General features: G+C 74.2%; 20 protein-coding genes. 11 read left to right on the top strand and 9 right to left on the bottom strand.

Features of this window, described 5'->3' with window-relative positions:
• Positions 1-121: 121 nt before the first annotated feature.
• Positions 122-1,324: a PP2C family protein-serine/threonine phosphatase gene (locus V6V16_RS26160; protein ID WP_334566267.1), complete on the top strand. Its 1,203-nt coding sequence runs from the start codon at positions 122-124 to the stop codon at positions 1,322-1,324.
• A gap of 4 nt (positions 1,325-1,328) precedes the next feature.
• Here V6V16_RS26160 and V6V16_RS26155 read toward each other — a convergent pair whose 3' ends face one another.
• Positions 1,329-1,685 carry an STAS domain-containing protein gene (locus V6V16_RS26155; protein ID WP_334566265.1) on the bottom strand — a complete coding sequence of 119 codons (357 nt, stop codon included), beginning with the start codon at positions 1,683-1,685 and terminating at the stop codon, positions 1,329-1,331.
• A gap of 111 nt (positions 1,686-1,796) precedes the next feature.
• Positions 1,797-2,207, bottom strand: coding sequence for a hypothetical protein (locus V6V16_RS26150; protein WP_334566263.1), 411 nt, complete (start codon positions 2,205-2,207; stop codon positions 1,797-1,799).
• Positions 2,208-2,271: 64 nt separating this feature from the next.
• On the opposite strand from V6V16_RS26150, the gene V6V16_RS26145 reads away from it, so the two are divergent.
• Together V6V16_RS26145 and V6V16_RS26140 are read left to right on the top strand one after the other, a co-directional pair.
• Positions 2,272-2,766: a thiol-disulfide oxidoreductase DCC family protein gene (locus tag V6V16_RS26145; protein ID WP_334566261.1), complete on the top strand. Its 495-nt coding sequence runs from the start codon at positions 2,272-2,274 to the stop codon at positions 2,764-2,766.
• Positions 2,729-3,427, top strand: coding sequence for a TetR family transcriptional regulator (locus V6V16_RS26140; protein ID WP_334566260.1), 699 nt, complete (start codon positions 2,729-2,731; stop codon positions 3,425-3,427). Before V6V16_RS26145 ends, V6V16_RS26140 begins: the two co-directional genes overlap by 38 nt.
• Positions 3,428-3,620: 193 nt before the next feature.
• On the opposite strand, the gene V6V16_RS26135 is transcribed toward V6V16_RS26140, so the two are convergent.
• The gene (locus V6V16_RS26135; RefSeq protein WP_334566270.1) at positions 3,621-4,283 is read right to left on the bottom strand and encodes a GNAT family N-acetyltransferase; all 663 of its coding nucleotides are present in this window, start codon (positions 4,281-4,283) and stop codon (positions 3,621-3,623) included.
• Between the two features lie 315 nt (positions 4,284-4,598).
• On the opposite strand from V6V16_RS26135, the gene V6V16_RS26130 reads away from it, so the two are divergent.
• Together V6V16_RS26130 and V6V16_RS26125 are read left to right on the top strand one after the other, a co-directional pair.
• The gene (locus tag V6V16_RS26130; protein ID WP_334566259.1) at positions 4,599-4,790 is read left to right on the top strand and encodes a DNA repair protein; all 192 of its coding nucleotides are present in this window, start codon (positions 4,599-4,601) and stop codon (positions 4,788-4,790) included.
• A 121-nt stretch (positions 4,791-4,911) separates the two neighbouring features.
• A complete protein-coding gene (locus tag V6V16_RS26125) occupies positions 4,912-5,430 on the top strand; it encodes a hypothetical protein (protein WP_334566258.1) in 519 nt (172 codons plus the stop codon).
• Between the two features lie 6 nt (positions 5,431-5,436).
• Here V6V16_RS26125 and V6V16_RS26120 read toward each other — a convergent pair whose 3' ends face one another.
• The 6 genes from V6V16_RS26120 to V6V16_RS26095 form a co-directional block, all read right to left on the bottom strand.
• Positions 5,437-6,162 carry a Clp protease N-terminal domain-containing protein gene (locus V6V16_RS26120; protein WP_334566257.1) on the bottom strand — a complete coding sequence of 242 codons (726 nt, stop codon included), beginning with the start codon at positions 6,160-6,162 and terminating at the stop codon, positions 5,437-5,439.
• Between the two features lie 174 nt (positions 6,163-6,336).
• Positions 6,337-6,942: a response regulator transcription factor gene (locus V6V16_RS26115; protein ID WP_334566255.1), complete on the bottom strand. Its 606-nt coding sequence runs from the start codon at positions 6,940-6,942 to the stop codon at positions 6,337-6,339.
• The gene (locus tag V6V16_RS26110) at positions 6,939-8,132 is read right to left on the bottom strand and encodes a sensor histidine kinase (RefSeq protein ID WP_334566253.1); all 1,194 of its coding nucleotides are present in this window, start codon (positions 8,130-8,132) and stop codon (positions 6,939-6,941) included. Before V6V16_RS26110 ends, V6V16_RS26115 begins: the two co-directional genes overlap by 4 nt.
• A complete protein-coding gene (locus V6V16_RS26105) occupies positions 8,129-8,956 on the bottom strand; it encodes an ABC transporter permease (protein WP_334566250.1) in 828 nt (275 codons plus the stop codon). Before V6V16_RS26105 ends, V6V16_RS26110 begins: the two co-directional genes overlap by 4 nt.
• 8 nt (positions 8,957-8,964) lie before the next feature.
• On the bottom strand, positions 8,965-9,897 hold the full coding sequence (locus V6V16_RS26100; protein ID WP_334566248.1) for an ABC transporter ATP-binding protein: 933 nt from the start codon (positions 9,895-9,897) through the stop codon (positions 8,965-8,967).
• A gap of 217 nt (positions 9,898-10,114) precedes the next feature.
• Positions 10,115-11,602 carry an amidase gene (locus V6V16_RS26095; RefSeq protein WP_334566245.1) on the bottom strand — a complete coding sequence of 496 codons (1,488 nt, stop codon included), beginning with the start codon at positions 11,600-11,602 and terminating at the stop codon, positions 10,115-10,117.
• A gap of 464 nt (positions 11,603-12,066) precedes the next feature.
• Between V6V16_RS26095 and V6V16_RS26090 the strand changes: the two genes are divergently transcribed.
• The 6 genes from V6V16_RS26090 (at position 12,067) to V6V16_RS26065 (ending at position 20,493) form a co-directional block, all read left to right on the top strand.
• On the top strand, positions 12,067-13,011 hold the full coding sequence (locus tag V6V16_RS26090; protein WP_334566243.1) for an ABC transporter ATP-binding protein: 945 nt from the start codon (positions 12,067-12,069) through the stop codon (positions 13,009-13,011).
• Positions 13,011-13,748 (top strand): ABC transporter permease, encoded by a 738-nt coding sequence (locus V6V16_RS26085; RefSeq protein ID WP_334566241.1) that lies wholly within the window; start codon positions 13,011-13,013, stop codon positions 13,746-13,748. Before V6V16_RS26090 ends, V6V16_RS26085 begins: the two co-directional genes overlap by 1 nt.
• 78 nt (positions 13,749-13,826) lie before the next feature.
• Complete coding sequence (locus V6V16_RS26080; RefSeq protein ID WP_334566239.1) at positions 13,827-14,648, top strand: hypothetical protein; 822 nt, start codon at positions 13,827-13,829, stop codon at positions 14,646-14,648.
• A 4-nt stretch (positions 14,649-14,652) separates the two neighbouring features.
• Positions 14,653-16,449 carry a non-ribosomal peptide synthetase gene (locus V6V16_RS26075; protein ID WP_334566236.1) on the top strand — a complete coding sequence of 599 codons (1,797 nt, stop codon included), beginning with the start codon at positions 14,653-14,655 and terminating at the stop codon, positions 16,447-16,449.
• 29 nt (positions 16,450-16,478) lie between these two features.
• The gene (locus tag V6V16_RS26070; RefSeq protein WP_334566234.1) at positions 16,479-19,448 is read left to right on the top strand and encodes a condensation domain-containing protein; all 2,970 of its coding nucleotides are present in this window, start codon (positions 16,479-16,481) and stop codon (positions 19,446-19,448) included.
• 49 nt (positions 19,449-19,497) lie between these two features.
• Positions 19,498-20,493, top strand: coding sequence for a TauD/TfdA family dioxygenase (locus V6V16_RS26065; protein ID WP_334566233.1), 996 nt, complete (start codon positions 19,498-19,500; stop codon positions 20,491-20,493).
• Positions 20,494-20,570 lie beyond the last annotated feature (77 nt).

Below are 20,570 nucleotides of genomic sequence, written 5' to 3'. Positions count from 1 at the left end.
CGCGCGGGGCTCGGGCCGGCACCGGGGCGTGCGGCGTCGGCGCGGCCGGTGCGGACCGGGTCGGCGCCGCGACGCGCCGGCGCGGCCGCTTCGACCGGGGCCGCGCGGGGTATGCGACAGCATGACCGCGACCGACCCCTGGCACCGGGCCCTGGCGGACATCCTGTCCAGGTCCCACCGACTGCCTCCGGACGAGCTTCCGGCCGCGGTCGACGCCGCGCTCCGGCCGCTGGGCGTGACGGCGACCATCTACCTCGTGGACGCCGAGCAGCGCGACCTGCGCCCGCTGCCCGGATCGGGCCGGCTCGCGGCGGAGTTGCTGTCGATCGACACCAGCCTGGCCGGACGCGCCTTCACCAACGTGGAGGTGCACGCGGGACAGGGGCCGCCACCGCGGCTCTGGGTGCCGATCGTCAACGGCACCCACCGGCTGGGGTTGCTGGAGGTCTTTCCGCCGGCCGACGCCGACCTGGCCGACCGGGCCCTCCGCGACGGCAGCCGGCTCATCTCCGGAATCATCGGCCACCTGGTGAGCAGCAAGAGCGACTACGGCGACGTCCTGCACCGCACGCGCCGCAGCCGACCCATGGGGGTCTCCGCCGAGCTGCTCTGGCAGTTGCTTCCGCCGCTGACCTTCGCCACCCCCGAGGCCGCGGTCAGCGCCCTGCTCGAACCCTGCTACGAGGTCGGCGGGGACGCCTTCGACTACGCGGTGCACGGCGGGACCCTGGCCCTGGCGATCCTCGACGGGGTCGGCCACGGCCTGCCGGCGGTGCTCACCACCTCCGTCGCGTTGGCCGCGCTACGGGCCGCCCGGCGCGCCGGCTCGGACCTGCCCGGTCTGGTGCGGGCGGTCGACGCCACGATCGCCGCCCAGTGGCAGGACGCCCGGTTCGTCACCGGGATCCTCGCCGAGTTCGACACGGGCACGGGCCTGCTGCGCTACGTCAACGCCGGGCACCCGCCACCGGTGCTGCTGCGCCGGGGGCGGGCGGTGCGGACGCTGGAAGGAGGGCGGCGGCCCCCGCTCGGCCTGCCCCACGGCGGGTTCGAGATCGCCCAGCTCCGGTTGGAGCCGGGTGACCGGCTGCTGCTGCACACCGACGGCGTGACCGAGGCACGGAACGCGGCGGGCGAGATGTTCGGGCTTCCCCGGCTGGCCGACCTGGCGGAACGGCACATCGGCTCCGGGCTGCCGGCCGCGGAGACGCTGCGCCGGCTCAGTCACGCGGTGACCCAGCACGAGGGCGGGCTGCACGAGGACGACGCCACGCTGATGCTCGTCGAGTGGTCGGCCGACGCGTCGGCGAACTCGGAGCCCTGAGCGGTCAGTGCAGCCCGCGCCAGCCGCGGGTGACGGGGCGCTCGGCGCTCTCGTCGGGGAGGCCGAGCAGGGCACCGACCGAGGTGATCCGCAGCACCCTGGCCACCCCCGGGCGCGGGTCGGTCACCCGCAGCGTCACGTCGCGATCGCGGGCGGCACCGGCGGCGTGCACCAGGACGCGTACGCCGCTGGAGTCCAGGAAACGCACGTCGGCGAGGTCGACGACGATCTCCCGGACGCCGGGGCGGTGCAGCGCGGCGGTGAGCATCGCGTCCAGTTCGCCGGCGGTGGCCATGTCGACCTCCCCCACCGGGCGCAGCACCACCTGCCCCGGCTCCGGGTCCCATGCTCGCGCGTCCATGACCGCCTCATTGTCGAGATGCGCCGACGTCCGGCGCGCCCCGACCATACCCGCTGCCGCCCACCCCGGCCACGGCGCGACGCGCCGGCACCCCTCTTGAACGCGTTCAAGTCATGCCCTACGCTGACCGGGACGCACTTGAACGTGTTCAAGAAGGGTTGGCGAATGGACACGAAGGTCTGGATGTACCTGGTCTACCTGGCGGTCAGCATCGGGCTGACCGTCTGGGTGGCCCGGGCACTGTCCCGCAACGGACAGGTCTTCCTCGAGGAGGTGTTCGCCGACGAACGGCTGGCCGGGGCGGTCAACAGCCTGCTCGTGGTCGGTTTCTACCTGCTCAACCTCGGCTACGTCACGGTGGCGATGAAGCACCCCGATCCGGTCGGGTCCACCGCCCAGGCGATGGAGGAGCTCTCCCTCAAGATCGGCCTGGTGCTGCTGGTGCTCGGCGCGCTGCACTTCTTCAACGTCTTCGCGCTCGGCCGGTACCGACGCGGTCGGCTGCGCCAGCTCGCCACCCATCCGCCGCTCGCCCCGGTCGGCCGGCGGGCCCACCGGCGCAGGACCCCGGCGCGACGCCGGCCCGATGACCGTCCCGCCCGCCGCGGGACCGGTCGGGCCTCCGGACGCCACCGCGCACGGGGGCGGTGGCGTCCGGGGGTTCACCGTCCTCTACGACGCGCACTGCCCCCTCTGCCGGTCGGCACGACGCTGGCTGGCGTCCCGCGCCCAGCTCGTACCCCTGGAGTTCCTGCCGGCCGGCTCGGCCGAGGCCCGGCGGCGCCTCCCCGGCCTGGACCACGACGCGACGCTGCGCGACCTGACGGTGGTGGCGGACACCGGCGAGGTGTACGCGGGAGACGGCGCCTGGTTCGCCTGCCTCTGGGCGCTGGCCGAGCACCGGGCCACCGCCGAGCGGCTGGCCCGTCCGCACCTGCTGCCGCTGGCCCGCCGGGTGGTCGCCGCCGCCGCCGCGATCCGGGAGCGCGTCCGCGACCCGAGGCCGGAGCCGACCGCCGGCCCGGCGGGATACGGTGACCCCGATGACCGAGCAGACTGCGCCGACGACCGCTGCGGGTGAGCCGGCGACCGCGCGCGGAGAGCAGACCCGGCAGCTCATCCTGGACACCGCGATGCGGCTGTTCCGCGAGCGCGGGTACGCGCGGACCACGATGCGCGCCATCGCCCAGGAGGCCGGGGTGGCGGTGGGCAACGCCTACTACTACTTCGGCTCGAAGGAACACCTGATCCAGGAGTTCTACGCCCGTGCCCAGGTGGAGCACCGGGCGGCCGCCGGGCCGGTGCTCCAACGGGAGGTTGACCTCGCCGCCCGGCTGGCCGGGGTGCTGCACGCCGGGATCGACGTGCTCACCCCGTCGCACGCCTTCGCCGCCAGCTTCTTCAAGACGGCGGCCGAGCCCACCTCCCCCTTGAGCCCGTTCTCGGCGGAGTCGTCCGGGCCCCGCGAGGCAGCGGTCGGCCTCTTCGCCGAGGTGCTGACGGGCTCCACCGCCCGGGTCGACCCGGAGTTGCGCCCGCACCTGCCCGAGCTGCTCTGGCTGGCGTACATGGGGGTGGTGCTCTACTGGGTCTACGACCGCTCGCCCGGGCAGACCCGCACCCGCCAGCTGATCGACGGGGTGGTGCCGCTGCTCGACCGGCTGGTGGGGCTGTCCCGGCTGCGCGTGCTACGCCCGGTGACCCGCCAGGTGCTCGACCTCATTCGCACGCTGCGTCACTGACCCGGCCCGACGCCATCATCCGAATAGCCGCAGGCCAAGTCCGCTATTCGACACCCTGGCCACGCCGTTGGTCCCTTGTCGTCCCGCCGTCGGATACGTAGCGTGATCACTGTCGCACGACCCGCGGGACCCGGGGGAGACTGCGGACCGTGGATCCGGCCCGGGACCACGGTCCGCGCCCCGCCCCGGGCGGTCACGGTGGATAGACCCCGTAGGAGCACCAGCCCCGGTCGGGGAAGCCGGCGGCCGACGCCACCCGGGCGGAGGCGGCGTTCGCGACGTCGTGCAGGTAGGTCGGGACGGCCCCCTCGTCGAGCACCCGGCGCGCCGCCTGGGCGACCAGCCGCCGGGCCAGCCCGCGCCCCCGCGCCGCAGGGACGGTGCCGACCGCCAGCTCGTGACCGTACGCGTCGTGCCGCTTGATCCCGGCCCCGGCCAGGTAGCGCCCCTCGGCGTCGCGCGCCACCAGCACCGGGCCCTCGAACAGGCGCAGCCAGGACGGCAGTCCGGCGGCCGTCGGGGAGGTCCACTCTCCGGCGTCCGGCAACGGGACGGGCGCGACGCTCCACCGGAAGACGCTGTCGTGCGCCGCCCAGGCCGGCCGTCCGACGGCGGCGGGCAGCTCCGCCAGCGGCGGTCCGCCCGGCCGCCGGGCCAGCTCGCGCACCGCGACGACCCGGTCGGGCGCCACGGAGAGCACCGTGCTGGCGCCCGCGCTGACCGCGAGGGCCGGCCGCAGCCGGCCGTCCCAGGCCGGGATGGCCCGCCGGTGCGAGCCGACGACGTGCAGCCCGGGCCCGGCCGGCCACTGGCCGAGCCAGCTCGCCAGGTGCAGGTGCAGCCGCCGGTCGAGCACCACGCTCACCTCCCCGCGGCCGTCCTGCCCACCCGGGCGACCGGCCCGACGACGTCCGACCGCCTCGCCGACGATCACCGTACGCGGCCACCGCGGGCCGGCGCCACGGAACCCGTCGGCGGGGCGCCTGCCCGGCGTAGCGGCGGGGCGGTGGGCCGGCGCGAGGGTTGAGGGCCGGCGTGGGCGGGTAGGGCTACCGCAGGCCGCCGCCGACTGCCGTTCGTGGCGCGGCGGCCGATCGAGGGAACCCCACATGGCGATCGGTCGTCATATTCACTTCCATACATGGACAACTTCTTTTGGGACGGTATGGTCATGCCGATTCTGCCGAACGACCGGTACCACCAGGACCCCGAGCGACGCTGGCGGGCGACCGAGGCCGCCGGGCGCTTCCCGGCGCAGTCCGCGTACCGGGGCCGGCGCGCCGGCACGGAGGCGCTCCCGTGGAGCGACGTGAACGAGCTACCCGCGGGGGCCTCCTCGCGCGGCGGCCTGAACACCCGCTGACCATCCGCGCGCCCGGTCGGCCGCGCGACACACCCGGGCGGTCCACCGGCGGCTTTCGCACACCTGTCGGGTAATTTCTTCTGGTCCGGCATCCCGGCCTACGACAGGAGAAGCTCCGCGCATGGGCAAGAAGACGATCCACGTCTCCGACTTCAGCGGCACGGTCATCCAGCCCGACGACGAGGTGGTCCGCGTCGTCGTCCTGGAGCACCCTGACCTGCTCGCGGGTCCCGTGCGGTTGGACGCCACGCCGGTGGAGGTGGAGAGCATCGACGACGCCGCGCTGGACGTGGCGGTGGTGGAGATCCACGACCGGCACGGTGACGGTGAGCCCCGCCGGGTGGTGCTCACCGCTAGCGAGTTCGACGCGATGGCGACGGACGTGCCGATGGCGCAGCTGCTGAAGACGGCCGAGCGGGTCCGCCCGCCCAAGGCCCGCAAGGGCGCGGAGCGGGTCGACTACGGCACGATCGAGCACGCCGGCCGGCCGCACCGGGGCCGGGTCACCGAGGAGGAGGCCCGGTTGGTGCGCGACCGCCTCGACGAGGTCAACAAGCGGCTCGCCGACGCCGGGATCCGCCAGGTCGACCCGGCGGATCCCGAGCACGCCGCCCGCTACGGCTTCCCCACCGCGCCCTGAGCCGGGTCAGCTCCCCAGCTGGACGGCCCGCAGGGCCTCCGCCACCCACTCCTCGACGGTGGACTTGGCCAGGCCGAGCCCGCTGAGCACGCCGGCGCCGTTCTCGTGCTCCAGGAGCGCGAGCAGGATGTGTTCCGTGCCGATGTAGTTGTGCCCCAGCCGCAGGGCCTCTCGGAAGGTCAGCTCCAGCGCCTTCTTGCCCTGCGCGTCGTACGGGATCAGCTCGGGCACCTCGGCCGCCGACGGCGGCAGCGCGGCCGTCGCGGCCTCACGCACCCGATCCAGCGGCACGCCCCCGGCGACGATCGCCTTCGCGGCCAGGGCCTCGGGCTCGCTGAGCAGCCCCAGCACCAGGTGCTCGGGGCGGATCTCGGCGTGCCCGGTGGCGCGGGCCTCGTTCTGCGAGGCCATCACCACGTTGCGGGCGCGGGGGGTGAAGCGGTTGAAGCCCTGCTGCGGGTCGAGCGGCGGGTCGTCGGCCTTCGGTACGAAGCGCTTCTGCGCCGCCTGCTTGCTGACGCCCATGCTGCGGCCGATGTCGGTCCAGGAGGCGCCGGAACGGCGGGCCTGGTCGACGAAGTGGCCGATCAGGTGGTCGGCGACCTCGCCGAGGTGGTCGGCCGCGATGACCGCGTCGGTCAGTTGGTCGAGCGCGTCGCTGTGCGCCCGCTTGATGGCCCGGATCAGGTCGTCGAGCCGCACCGGGTTGTTCGGCTGAGTGGGTTCGCTCATACGTCAACCATAGGTTGACGCATGCTCATCGTCAACCCGAAGTTGACGATCGGAGACGGCTCCCGGGCGGGCGGGCGACGGCCGCGGCGAGACCCGCCGCCGCCCCGACCGACATCACGATTCGCTCGTCGTCGTCTGACCGTCCACGGAGCGAGCCCTCTTGACCGGCGGCGGTCAGAGCCAGCCGTTGTCCCGGGCGGTGCGGAACGCCTCCGCCCGGTTGGCCACCCGCAGCTTGTTGACCGCCGCGGAGATGTGGTTGCGGACCGTGCCGGCGGAGAGGTGGGTACGCCGCGCCACCTCGGCCACCGGGGTGTCGTACTCGGCCAGCCGGAGCACGTCCAGCTCGCGCGGCGTGAGCGGGCACTCCGGCGCGGTGAGAGCGTCGGCGGCCAGCGCCGGGTCCACGTACCGGCCGCCGGCGTGCACCCGGCGGATGACGTCGGCGAGCGTGCCCCCCGGGGCCCCCTTGGGCAGGAAGCCCTTGGCCCCGGCGGCGAGCGCGCGTTGCAGGTGCGGCGGTCGGCCGTGCCCGGTCAGGATCACCACCTTGCAGGCCGGCAGGGCGCGGGCCAGCTCCGCGGTCACCTCCAGCCCGTCCAGGGCCGGCATCTGCAGGTCCACCACGGCGACGTCCGGGCGGTGGGCGAGCGCCGCGGTCACGGCGGCGCGCCCGTCCGGCGCCTCGGCCACCACGTCCAGGTCGGACTCCAGCCCGAGCAGGGCGGCCAGCGCCGCCCTGATCATGTCCTCGTCGTCGACGAGCAGCACCCGGATCACGGGCGGGTCCTTACCGTCACGTCGAGGCGGAACACCCCGGCGTCCCGGCGGTGCCGCAGCGTTCCCCCCGCCTCGGTCAGCCGCTCGGCCAGCCCCCGCAGCCCGAAGCTGTGCCGGTCCGGCGACGCGCCCTCGGCACCGTCGTTCGTCATGGTCATGCGCACCTCGTCCCTGTCCTGGCTGATCTCGATGGTGCACCAGGTCGCCCGGCTGTGCCGCAGCACGTTCGTGCTCGCCTCCCGCAGCACCGCCACGAACTGCCGGGCGACCTCCGCCGGTACGTCGTCCGGCGGCAGCGCCACCGCGCAGCGGATGCCGGAGGAGCGCAACACCTGTTCCACCGCCGCGATCTGGTCCCCCAGGTCCACCGCGCGGTAGCCGTGCACCACCTCGCGCAGCTCGACCAGCGCCGACGCGGCCAGCCGCCGCACCTCCGCCGCCTCCGAGGCGGCCCGCCCCGCGTCCGTGGCCGCCAGCCGGGAGGCCAGCTCCGCCTTGAGCGCGATGACCGAGAGGCTGTGCCCGAGCAGGTCGTGCACGTCGCGGGCGAAGCGCAGCCGCTCCTCGGTCGCGGCGAGCCGCCCCTGCGCGGCGCGCCCCCGCTGCGCCTCGACGAGCAGCCCCCAGAGCCAGAGCTGGAGCGCGTTCCACGCGGCCATGGAGACGCCGGCGACCAGCACGATGGTGACCTGGTCGCGCACCGGCGCCCCGTTGCGGAGCGCCACCCCGGCGGCCACCACCACGGCGAGCAGCAGCGCCGGGCCCGCGGCCCACCAGCGCGACAGCATGGGCACCGAGCCGATCACCGACGCGCCGAGAAAGCCCCAGGTCGCCCACTCCGGCGCGCCCACCGGCCCGACCAGGGGTACGGAAACCACGGCCGCCGCGACGAACACGACGAACAGGCGGCGTCGCACGGCCCGCGCCAGCCACGGGGTGATCGCGCCGTAGAGCGCGCCGGCCTGCGCGACGACGAACAGGACGATCCCCACCGCCCCGGCGACAGTCCAGCGCGGATCTTCCTCCCGCCACAGCCCTGCGGCGGCGAGCAGCAGCGTCCCCAGGACCCCGCTGCCGACGGTGCTCAGGGTGACGACGCGCGCGCGGCGCAGGCCGAGATCCCGCTCGACCTGCGCCCGCTCCATGCTCACGCTCTCCGGGGTGGACGACGCGACGGTTGCCCCGATCATCCGTGTCGGGGTTCCCAGCGGAAGAACCGGCGGGCCAGGTACAGCGACACCGCCAGCCAGATCAGCAGCACGCCGAAGGAGGGCAGCGTCTCGACGAAGGTCCCGGCGAAGCTCAGCGACCGGCCCTCGTCGGTCTCGGCCAGCCAGCCGATGCGCAGGACCTCGGTGAACGGCCCGCTCGGCAGGAACCACAGCATCCGCTCCATCGCGTTCGGCGACGCGTTGAGCTCCAGCAGCGCACCCGGCGTGGCGAGGAAGAGCACCACCGTCGGCAGGGTGGTCAGCATGGCCGCCTCGGAGCTGCGGGTGATCGCGGAGAGCGCGGCCGAGAACGCCGCCATGATCGAGGACCCGAGCAGCAGCACCAGCAGCATGACCAGCGGGTTCCTGGGCACCGGCAGGTCGAGCGCCAGGACGGCGTAGACGGCCAGCACGACGAACTGGGCCAGGAAGAGCACCACGGTGCTGCTGGCGGTGCCGAACAGGATCGTGCGGTCCGAGGCGATGCCGGCACGCAGCCGCTTGAGGACCAGCTCCTGGCGGCGCGACGCGTACACGGTGGTCAGGTGGTGGTGCACCAGGAAGACCATGATGAGCGTGGTGACGCTGACGACCCGGCGGACGCCGGGCACGGTCTGCCCGCCGTACTTGCTGACGAGCAGCAGGGCGATCATCAGCGGAGCCGCCACGTTCATCGCGGACGCCGTCCAGTTGCGACGCAGCGCCAGCATCTCCATCTTCATCATCGCGACCATCTGCCAGATCGGCTTCAGGGCGCGATCACCGCCCCGGGTCGAGGCGGTGTCGGCGTTCTGCGTCGTCATCGTCCCGCTCATCGGACGGCCTCCGGTTCGGCGTGCTGGTCGGTCGGGTCGTTCTCGGCGGCGATGTCCAGGAAGGCGTCCTCCAGTGTGGCCGGTCGCGCCGACAGGGCCGCCAGTTGGATGTCGCCCGCGTTGGCCCACTCCAGCAGCCGGGTGAGATCGCCCTGGAGCTGACGGGACTCGTAGGTCACCCGGTCGCTCTCGACCAGGCGGGTGGCGTGCGGCAGTTCGGGGGGCACCTCCGTCGCCGGCAGCCGGAAGGTGATCCGGGCGGGCAGGGTGCGGACGATGTCCTCGGGGGCGCCGGTGGCGACGAGGTTACCGCCCCGCATGATCGCCACCCGATCGGCGAGGATCTCCGCCTCCTCAAGGTAGTGCGTGGTGAGCAGGACCGTGGTCCCACCCCGCTGGAGCTCACGCACGACCTCCCAGGTGCGCCGGCGCGAGGCCGGGTCCATCCCGGTGGTCGGCTCGTCGAGGAAGAGCACCTCCGGCCGGCCGAGTACGGCCAGCGCCAGCTCCAGGCGCCGCCCCTCGCCGCCGGAGAGCTGGTCGACCGTCACGTTGACCCGGTCGGTGAGGTCGACCAGTTCCAGCACCTCCGCGACGGTGTGCGGCCGGACGGTCAGGGACCGCCACGCCTCCACCGTCTCCCGGACGGTCAGCGCACCGGTGAAGCCGCCGTGCTGGAGCATCACCCCGGTCCGGGGGCGCACCGCCGCCCGGTCGCGCACCGGGTCCAGCCCGAGCACCCGGACCCGGCCGGAGGTAGCCGGTTGCAGCCCCTCCAGCACCTCGATGGTGGTGGTCTTGCCGGCACCGTTGGTGCCCAGCAGGGCGAACAGCTCACCCCGAAGAATCCTCAAAGATATCCCGCGGACCGCCTCGAACTTCCCGTAGCTGCGGCGCAGCCCGTCCACTTCGATCACTACGTCATCCATGGCTATCAGGCTGCCGGCGACCGGCGACAGTTCCAACCCCCGTCGCGTCATGTCCCAACCGTGTCGCGGACATGCCCCACCCGTGCGCACGTCATCCGTGCGGGCACCGCCGGGGCCGGGACCTGGCGGCACCGGGCGGCGGGTGGCCCGGTGACAGCGTGTCCGGGCCCGCCCTCGGGTCGGCGGCAGGCACCCGCCGCGACCGGCGGGACGCCACTCACCGCCCGGACGGCGGACCGGCGGCGATCGGCGTCACGTCCACCGGGAGGTCCGGCAGCATCCCCGCCAGCGCGTCGACCTTCGTCCACGTCATGGCCACCTGGTCGAGGTCGCTCTCCGCCAGCGGGACGCCCAGCGCGCCGACGGCCTCGGCCAGCCGGGCCCGCCGGACGGGGTCGACGCCGTCGACGGGCGCCTCCGGGGAGCACACGGGCGCGAGGTCCGAGACCACCTCCAGCTTCGGCTCGCGCTCGTGCCACCCCGTCCGCCGCTGGTACACGTCGGCGACGGCGGCCAGTTCGAAGTCCCGGCCGGGGGCGGCGGCCAGTTGCAGCGACAGCGGCAGCCCGTCCCCGTCGATCCCCATGGGCAGGGCCAGCGCGGGGAAGCCGACTGCGCTCCAGACGCTGGGCAGCAGGGAGATCATCTGAAGGCTGGCCGGATCGTCGTAGCGGGGGGCGGCGGACGGCCAGGTCGGCGAGGCGATCACGTCGACCTCGCGCAGCCGCGCCCGCAGGGCGTCGGCGCCCCACCCCCGCACCCGCTGGGCCCGCAGGTAGGTCTCGGCCGAGAGCACGCCGCCGAGCACGACGCTCCACCGGAACGGGCGGCCGTAGTCGGTCCAGCGCGCCCGCAGCTGCGCCCCGTGCACCTCGAACGCCTCGACCATCAGGGTCACGAGTTGGGCGGCGAAGAGCGGGAACGCCTCGTCGAAGGGCACGTCGACCACCTCGGCCCCCGCCGCCCGCAGCTCGTCGAGCGCGGCGTCGAAGGCGGCGGCGGTCTCGTCGGTCAGCGCGGCGGCGTGCCGTACGAACTCGCGCGGCACGCCCACGCGTACGCCTGCCAGGTCGGCGAGCGGCGGTCGGGACAGCTCGGCCGGCCGGTCCGCCATGACGGCGAGCAGCATCGCGCACTCCCGGGCCGTACGCGCGAGCGGTCCCACCGTCTCCACCGAGCGGGCCAGGGGGCGGACGCCCGCCGTGGGGAGGAGTCCCTGCGTCGGCTTCAGCCCGGTCACGCCGCAGAGCGCGGCCGGGATCCGGATGCTGCCGTTGCTGTCGGTGCCGATGCCCGCGTCGAAGAACCCGGCGGGGATGCCGTTGGCGCTGCCGCAGCTCGATCCGCCCGTCCACCGGTGGGGGTCCCACGGGTTGCGGGGCACCGGGAAGCGCGCGTCCGGATCCGGCCGGGACAGGGCGTGCTCCGCCATGGTGGTCTTGCCCACGATCACCGCGCCGGCCGCGCGCAGCCGCGCCACCACCGTCGCGTCGCGGTCGGCCCACCAGCTCGCGTCGTGCACGGTGCTCTGGCACGTGCTCGGCGCGCCGGCGACGGCGACGATGTCCTTGACGCCGATCAGCGTGCCGTGCAGCGGGCCCCGCGGGCCGGGGCCGTCGACGGGGAACCGGTGCAGGAACGAGCCGAGCATGGGGTCGAGGCGCTCCGCCCGTTCGGTGGCCTCGGCGAGACGGTCGGCGGACATCAGCGCACCCCCGCCGAGCGCGCCGGGCCGGTCACCGGGGCCGCCGGCGGAAAGTGCGACGTCGATACCCCTTTCGAGGCGGATCCGGTACCGGCCGGTCGCCGCTGGGGAAAAGTCCCGGCGACTCGGAAACCGTTTCGAAAAGTGCCGGAGAGCGCGTCGGCGGGGGGCGACCCGGCCACCTTCCCGGCATTGCTCGACGAATGACAGCGGCCGATCGCACGCGGCACAGGACACCTCCACCGTATGGGCTCCGGGAGCGCACCGCCCAGGACCACGACAGGTCCGACGATGGCGGGTACGGCCATCGTGGGGTAACCCCTACGGGCACCCCTCATCCCCCCGGAAAAAGGCACCTCGCACGCCGATCCTCATGCTGGCGGGCCCCGGAACTCCTGGATTCCCACCGAGTCACGCTGCTAAATACTAGTCGCATACCCGCACCGATCTAAATGGGGAATTCAATGACCAACGCAATCGGGAACCTCGTGGCCACGCCCACGCTCGGTGCGACAGACCCACAGGCGATCGACGTGTCGGATGTGCACAAGAGCTTCGGCGCCGTGCGGGCCGTCAACGGCATCGACCTGCGGATCGCTCCCGGCGAGGTGGTCGCGCTGCTCGGGCCGAACGGCGCGGGCAAGTCCACGCTCGTCGACATGATCCTGGGTCTCACCCGCCCCGACCGCGGCGAGATCCGCGTCTTCGGGCACACCCCCCGGGAGGCCGTCACCCGGGGCGTGATCGGGGCGACGCTCCAGGACGGGGCGTTGCTCGACGACGTGTCGATCCGCGAGCTGCTCACGATGGCGGCGTCGCTGCACGCCGCCCCGCTCCCCGTCGCCGAGGTGCTGCGCCGCACCGACCTCACCGACATCGCCGACCGCCGGGGCCGGCTCTCCGGCGGTCAGCGCCAGCGGCTGCGCCTGGCGATGACCCTGGTGTCCGACCCGAGGCTGCTGGTGCTGGACGAACCGACGGTGGCGATGGACGTCGAGTCCCGCCGCGTCTTCTGGGCCTCCATGCGGGAGTTCACCAACACGGGTCGCACCGTGGTGTTCGCCTCGCACTACCTGGAGGAGGCCGAGGAGTTCGCCGACCGGGTGGTGCTCGTCCGCGCCGGCGTGGTCATCGCCGACGGCACCGTCGCCGAGATCCGCAACGTGGTGGTGGGGCGGGCCCTGTCCGCCACCGTTCCGGACGCGACGGTCGAGCAGCTGCGCCTGCTGCCCGGCGTGAAGACCGCCGAGTTCCGGGGCAACCGCGCCGAACTCGTCTGCTCCGACTCCGACGCCGCCGCCCGGGAACTGTTCGCCCGCTTCCCCCAGGCGCGCGACGTGGAGATCGGCGCCCTCGGCCTGGAGCAGGCGTTCCTGGCCCTCACCGGGACGAAGAGCGAGGTCGCCTGATGAGCATGGGGTTCCTCCAGCTCGAAGTGAAGCGGATCATCCGGGCCCGCAAGTTCTGGATCACCGCGGTCCTGTTCCCGACGTTGCTCTACCTCATGCAGGCCAACCTGTTCAGCGGCAAGGTCGTCGAGGGCACCGGCATCAACTACAGCGAGCACCTGCTGGGCGGCATCGCCGCCTACGGCGCGCTGTTCGTCGCGCTGAACGTCGGCACGAGGGTGGCGATCGAGCGGTCGACCGGCTGGCAGCGCCAGCTGCGCATCACCCCCCTCTCGCCGACCTCCTACCTGACCGCGAAGCTGGCCACGGCGATGGTGGTGGCGCTGCCGGCCATCACCGTGGTCGCGCTCACCGGCGCGCTGCTACAGGGCGTCGAGCTGCCGTTGGGCGGCTGGCTGCAACTGGTGGGCGGGATCTGGCTCGGCACGCTGCCGTTCGCGCTGCTGGGCGTGTTCATCGGCCAGATCGCCACGGCCGAGAGCGTGCAGGGGCTCACCTCCGTCTCACACATGCTGCTCGGGGTGCTCGGCGGCGCGCTGTTCCCGTCGGTCGCGTTCCCCGAGTGGTTGCAGCGGGTGTCCGCGGTCTTGCCGAGCTACTGGCTCGCCAAGATCGGCCACAGTCCGTTCGAGGGCGACTCCCGGCTGTGGCTCGCCGTCCTGGTGCTCGCGGGATGGACGGTGGTGCTCGGCGCCGCCGTGGCCCTGCGCTACCTGCGGGACAGCGCCCGCGTCTGAGCGGCTGCCACCGGCAGCGGCCGCCAGCTCACTACTTCGGCACGACCGTACGCACCGCACACGACGAGGGATTGCATCGTGAAGAAGAGCTCCTGGCAGACACTGCGCAAGGGCGGACAGGGCGGTCTCACGCTCACCGTCGACTTCACCAGCACCGGGCGCACCCAGGCGTGCTTCCGCGACCTGGTCCCCCTGTTGAGCGCGCCCGGCGAGATCTGGGAGACCGTGGCGCCGGCCAGCGGCGCCGAGGAGACCATGTCCGCCGCCGACTACGTCGAGCGGTGGGTCAAGGGCGTCCGCCGGCGCGAGCGTACGGTCGACACCGTCATCGGGTACTGCGTCGGCGCGGTCTTCGCCGCTCCCCTCGCGTCCCGGCTGGCCGACGAGCAGGGCGAGGCGCCCAGGCTGATCCTGCTGGACCCGGAGCTGCCGAACATCGTCGGGCTCTACCGGGACTTCCACGCCGCGGCCGACGCGCTGGGCACCATCCTCTCCCCCGACGAGATCACCGCGTTCCACGCCGACGGCCAGGCGGTGCGGGAGAAGTACGGCCTGGAGGACCTGACCCTCATCGGTCCCGCGCTCGCCGGGATCTTCCGCGACGCGATCGACGTCGCGGGCCGCCGGCTCGGGCTGGACGACGACGTCCGGGGCGAACTGGGCGGCAGCTTCGCGTCGTTCGTGGGATACCTGCGGGCGGCGGCGGAGATCGACCCCACCCCGCAGTGGGCGACCGCGACGGCGATCACCTCCGCGCACTCGACCCAGCGGGAGCAGGGCTTCGCGCGCACCGTCCCGCTCGACGTCGACCACGACCAGATGCTGCGCCACCCCGACGTCGCCGCCGCCGTCTCCGCCCTGATGACCGGTACGGACGCCGGTCTGCGGATGGCGGGGTAGCGCGGTGGCGCCGGGACCGGCGGGCGGCGAGCCCGCGCTCTTCACCGACCTCTTCGCGGAGCAGGTGCGGCGTACCCCGCAGGCCACCGCCGTCGTGTGGGGCGAGCACCGCAGGACGTACGCCGAGCTGGACGCCGAGGCGAACCGGCTCGCGCACCGGCTGGTGTCGCTCGGCGCGGGGCCGGAGCGGCTCGTCGCGATCGGGATCCGCTCCGCGCACCTGGTGGTGGCCGCGCTGGCCACCCTCAAGGCCGGGGCGGCCTACCTGCCGCTGGACCTGAGCTACCCGCCGCAGCGGCTGGCGCACATGCTCACCGACGCGCGGCCCATGCTGCTGCTGACCACCGGCGACGACGAGCACGCGGTGCCGGCGTCCGACGCGCCCCGGGTCCTCCTCGACGACCCGGACACGTACGCCGGGCAGCCGGACACCGACGTCACCGACGCCGACCGGCTCGCCCCGCTGCGGCCCGCCAACACCGCGTACGTCATCTACACCTCCGGCTCGACCGGCAGCCCCAAGGGCGTGCTGATCGAGCACCGCCAGCTCGGCACGTACCTGCGCCACGTCGTGCGGGCCTACCCGGGCGTACGCGGGCGGGCGCTGCTGCACTCCTCGTTCGCGTTCGACCTCACGGTCACCGCCTTCTACGCGCCGCTGATGACGGGCGGCTGCGTGCACCTCGGCGCCCTGGAGGAGATGGGCACGCCCGCCGCCGGGCCCGCCGGGCAGGAGCGGCCCACCTTCGTCAAGGTCACGCCCTCGCACATCCCGCTGCTCACCGCGCTGCCCGCCGAGGCGTCCCCGACCGGGGAGCTGATGGCCGGCGGCGAACTGCTGCTCGGCGAGACCGTCGACGCCTGGCGCCGGCGGCACCCCGGCGCGCGGGTGGTCAACGAGTACGGCCCGACGGAGACGACCGTGGGGTGCAGCACGGTGGTCATCGAGGCCGACCAGCCGGTGCCGCCGGGACCGCTGCCCATCGGCCAGCCCATGCCCGACGTGCGCTTCCACGTGCTGGACGAGCAGCTGCGCCCGGTCGCGCCCGGCGAGATCGGCGAACTGCACATCGCGGGGGCCCAGCTCGCCCGGGGCTACCTGGGTCGGCCGGGACTGACCGCCGAGCGCTTCCTGCCGAACCCGTTCGGCCCGCCCGGGTCGCGGATGTACCGCTCCGGCGACCGCGTCCGCCCCACCGAGGACGGCGAGTACGAGTTCTGCGGGCGGGTCGACAACCAGGCGAAGATCCGCGGCTACCGCATCGAGCTGGGCGAGATCGAGGCGGCGCTGCTGCGCAGCCCGCACGTGCGGCACGCGGCGGCGGTGATCCGCACGGACGCCCCGGAGGTCAAGCAGCTCGTCGCGTACGTCGTGCCCGCGGCGGACGCGAGGATCGATCCGCAGCAGCTGCGCAAGGACCTGGCCGAGGCCCTGCCGGACTACATGGTGCCGAGCGCCGTGGTGAGCCTCGCGGCGCTGCCGCTGACCGTGAACGGCAAGCTCGACACGTCGGCCCTGCCGGCGCCGGAGGTCGGGTCCGCCCCGGGCGGGCGGGCGCCGGCCGACGAGTTGCAGGCGCTGCTGTGCGAGCTCTTCGCCACCTACACCGCCGTCTCCTCCATCGGCGTCGACGACGACTTCTTCGTCCGGGGCGGCACCAGCCTCGGCGCCGCCCAACTGGTCAACGAGGCACGCCGACGCGGGCTCACCCTGTCGCTGCGCGACGTGCTGGAAAACCGGACCGTGGCGCGACTCGCCGAGGTCTGCGCCGACACCGACCGAGGGGACGACGAGGGATGACCATCGCAGCCAGCAGGAAGGAAGCAGCCATGTGGCTGCTCGAGCGGCTGGTGCCGGAGACCGGGGTCAACAACGTCGCGGCCGCCTTCGAGGTGGCCGGCAGCATCGACCGCGGGCTGTTCACGGCGGCGCTGCGGGCCGTCCTGGCCCGCCACGAGGTGCTGCGTACCGTGTTCCGCTCCGACGACGCGACGCTCACCCGGGAGGTGCTCGACCCCGACCAGGTCGACGTGCCCGTGCGGGACATCCCCTGCGGCGACGCCGGGCGGGACGCCGACCTGACGGCGTTCGCCGCCGAGCCCTTCCCCATCGACGGCAGCCCGCTGCTGCGCGCGGGGATCCGCGCGGGAGCGGACGGCGACGTGGCCTGCGTCGTCGTGCACCACCTGAACTTCGACGCCATGTCGACCACGATCCTGCTCCGCGAGCTGCTCGACGCCTACGAGACGGTCGCAGCGGGACGCCGGCCCGACGACGCCCCGGTGGCCGCGCTCGCGGAGCGCGCGCCGAACGAGCGCAGCGTCGCGTACTGGCGGAAGAACCTCGACGGGTTGCGGCCCGCCGAGGCGGGGCTGTGGTGCGCCCGGCCGCCCGCCGGGGCGCCGTCCCTGCGCGCCGAGACCGTCCACCACGAACTCTCCGCCCCGGCCCGCGCCGTGGTGCGCCGCTTCCAGCGCGAACTCCGGGCCTCCGAGGCGGTCGTGCTGCTCGCGGCGTACTCGGTGCTGCTCGCCCAGCACGGCGCGGGTGCCGACGTGGTCATCGGTACGCCGGTGAACGTCCGCGACCAGCGCGGCATGAACGCCATCGGCTACCACGCGAACCTGGTGCCCCTGCGGGTCCGGATCGACCCGGACGCCGACTTCCGCGCCGTCGTCAAGCAGACCCGCGGCACCTTCCTGGAGGCGATCAGCCACGCCGACGTACCGCTGGAGCACGTCTCCCCGGCCGTGCTCGGCGACGCGCCGTCGACGTGGCGCAGTTCGTTCTTCCGGCACCTGTTCAACTACGTCCCCGGCACCGTCGACACCTCCGCCGCGCTGACCGGGATGCCGGTGCGGCACGTCATGGTGGAGAACGGCTACAGCCGCTTCGACCTGGAGTTCTTCATCATGCCGGGCGCGGACGCGACGACCGTGCGCGCGGCGTTCTGCGTCGACGTCTTCGACGCGGCCGACGTCGTGCTGCTGCTGGAGCGGTACGACGCCCTGCTCGTGCGGCTGGGCGAGGAGCTGGACCGGCCGGTGGCGCAGCTGTCCCGCAGGGGCGCGAGCGACCTCGCCCTACCCGCGTCGGCCGCGGGCACCACCGCCACGACGACCGTGCTCGACGCGGTGCACGCGACGGTCGCCGCGAGCCCGGAGCGCGTCGCGGTGCAGGACGGCGCGGACGCCGTGTCGTACGGCCGGCTGTGGTCGGCGGCGCTCGCCACGCGGGACCTGGTCGCCGCCTCGGGCGGGAGCACGGTCGCCGTGCTGGCGCCGCGCGGCGCGCAGCTGGCCGCCGCGTGGCTCGGCGTCTGGCTGGCGGGCGCGCGCTGCGTGCTGCTCGACCCGACCCAGCCGATTCCCGACCTCGCCGCGCGGCTGGCCGACTCGGGCGCCGCTCCGGTGCTGGCGCCCGAGGGCCTCCCCGTGCCCGGCGCGGTGCCCATCCCCGCCGTTCCCGACGGCACGGACGCGGTCCGCACCGAAGCGCCCGCCGGCGGTGACCCCGACGCGGTGGCCTACCTGGAGTACCACCTCGACTCCGTCGCGCCACTCGCGGTGACGGTCTCCCACCGCGCCCTGGCCGGCGCGGTCGCGCGGCTCGTCGGCCGGGTCGCCGACGGGCCGGCCGTCACCGCCTGGCTGAGCAGCGCCGCCACGGACGCGGCGCTGACCGAGCTGCTGGTCGCGCTGACCACCGGCGGCCGGGTCGTCGTCGCGCCCGACGCGGCCCGCGCCGACGGCCACGCGCTCGGCGAGCTGGTGCGCGGGCAAACGGTGGACGTGGTGCAGGCGCCGCCGGCGGTGTGGCGCCAGGTGGTCGAGCACGCGGGCGACCGGCTCGCGGGCCGCGCCCTCCTGGTGGCCCACGAACCGCTGCCCCGGCCGCTGGACGCCCAGCTGCGCGCGGCCGGCGGCACGGCGCACCACGGCTACGCCACGCACGGCGTCGCCGGGTACGCCGCGTTCGACGGCGGACGGGACGAGCCGGGCCTCGTCCCGACGGCCCCCGTCTTCGTCACCGAACCCGGCACCGGACACGAGCTGGGCATCGGCGTACGCGGCGAGCTGTGCGTCGCGGGCGACGTCGTGGCCTCCGGCTACCACGGGCGGGCGGAGCTGACCGCCGCGCGCTTCGGCGAGCACCCGTCGTACGGGCGGTTCCACCGCACCGGGGACCTCGCGCGCCTGCTGCCCGACGGCCGGGTCGACGTGCTCGGCCCGCTGTCCGCCCAGGTACGGGTCGGCGGCCAGCGGATCCACCTCTGCGACGTCGAGTCCGTCCTCGCCGCCCACCCGGACGTGGAGGCGGTCGCCGCCGTCGACTCCGGCGGCGAGGCCCAGGACGTCACGGTCGTCGCGTTCGTCGAGTCCCGCAAGCCCGACGTGGCGGAGCGGCTGCGCGAGCACGCCCGGGCCGCCCTGCCGCTCACGCCCGAACTGGTCGTGCTGAACCAGCTTCCGGTGACCGTCGCCGGCACCGTGGACCGCGCGGCCCTCGTGGCGCTCGCCGCCGCGCGGGCGTCGGCCGACGCGGACCCGCCGGACGAGACGACCCTCGCCCTCGTCGGGATCTGGACCGAGATGCTCGACCGGCCGGGCCTGCACGCGGACTCGAACTTCTTCGCCAGCGGTGGCCACTCGCTGCTGGGCGCCCAGCTCGTGCAACGGGTGCGGGCCGACCTGGCGATGCCGGTCCAGCTCGCCGACCTGTTCGCCAACCCGACGCCACGGCAGCTCGCGGAGCACCTGCAGGACGCGTTCTGGGACGACGACGAGGACGACGACTGACCGGTCGCTCAACCCACTCCGTCTAGAACCTCAGCAGAGGAGGCTCGGCGTGACCGTCGACGTCCAGCTCACCCGCGGCACCGACCGCACCATGACACTGACCCGAGAGGAGAACATCGAGGTCGACACGATCGCCCGCTACCTGGCGGGACGGCCGCCGCGCCTGGTCGACGCGCCCGGTTGGCTCGAGTCGGCCCGCGAGCTCTCCAGCAACCTGCCCGTACGGCTGCGCCAGATGGCGCGGCGCTTCGCCTGGGATCCCGGGATGGACGCCGTACTGCTCGTGCGGAACCTCCCGGTGGACATCGCCGAGCTGCCCGACACGCCCACCGTGGCCGGCTCGGTCCAGCGGGAGTCCACGGTGCCCGCCGCCGCCCAGGTGCTGCTCGGGCTGCAACTCGGCGAACTCATCGCCTTCAAGGAGGAGAAGAGCGGCGCGCTCGTGCAGGACGTCGTGCCGGTGCCGGGCATGGAGAAGTTCCAGGGCAACGCGGGCTCGGTGATGCTCTCCATGCACGTGGAGAACGCCTTCCACCTGCACCGTCCGGACTACGTCGGCCTGCACTGCCTGCGCAACGACCACGACAACGTGGCCGGTCTGCAGGTGACCTCGATCCGCAACGCGCTGCCCCTGCTGTCCGAGCAGGTCCGGCGGGTGCTGCACGAGCCCCGGTTCGTCACCGAACCGCCCGCGTCGTTCGGCGACCTGCGCAGTGCGCCCGAGCCGCACGGCATCCTCAGCGGCAGCCCCGACGACCCGGACGTCCGGGTCGACTTCGAGAGCTCGTTCCCGCTCGACCCCGAGGCCACTCAGGCGCTGTCGATGCTCGGCGACGCGCTGCGCAGCGTCCGCCGGACGTTCATCCTGGAACCCGGTGATCTCGCCTTCGTCGACAACCGGCTGGCCCTGCACGGCCGGACCGAGTTCACGCCCCGCTACGACGGCCGGGACCGCTGGCTCCAGCGGATCTTCGTGCACCGCGACTTCCGGCGGTCCCGCGTCATGCGCCCGGCCGACGGGAACGTGCTCAGCAGCACGAACTGACCACCCGACCCGCGCGGGCGGGCGGCCACCCGCGGCGCGGCCGTCCGGCCCCGGGCCGGCGGCCGGCGCCCGGGGGC

The sequence above is a fragment of the Micromonospora sp. CPCC 205561 genome (genome assembly GCF_036906775.1).
Lineage (GTDB): Bacteria > Actinomycetota > Actinomycetes > Mycobacteriales > Micromonosporaceae > Micromonospora.
This window is presented reverse-complemented; position numbering and strand designations above follow the sequence as displayed.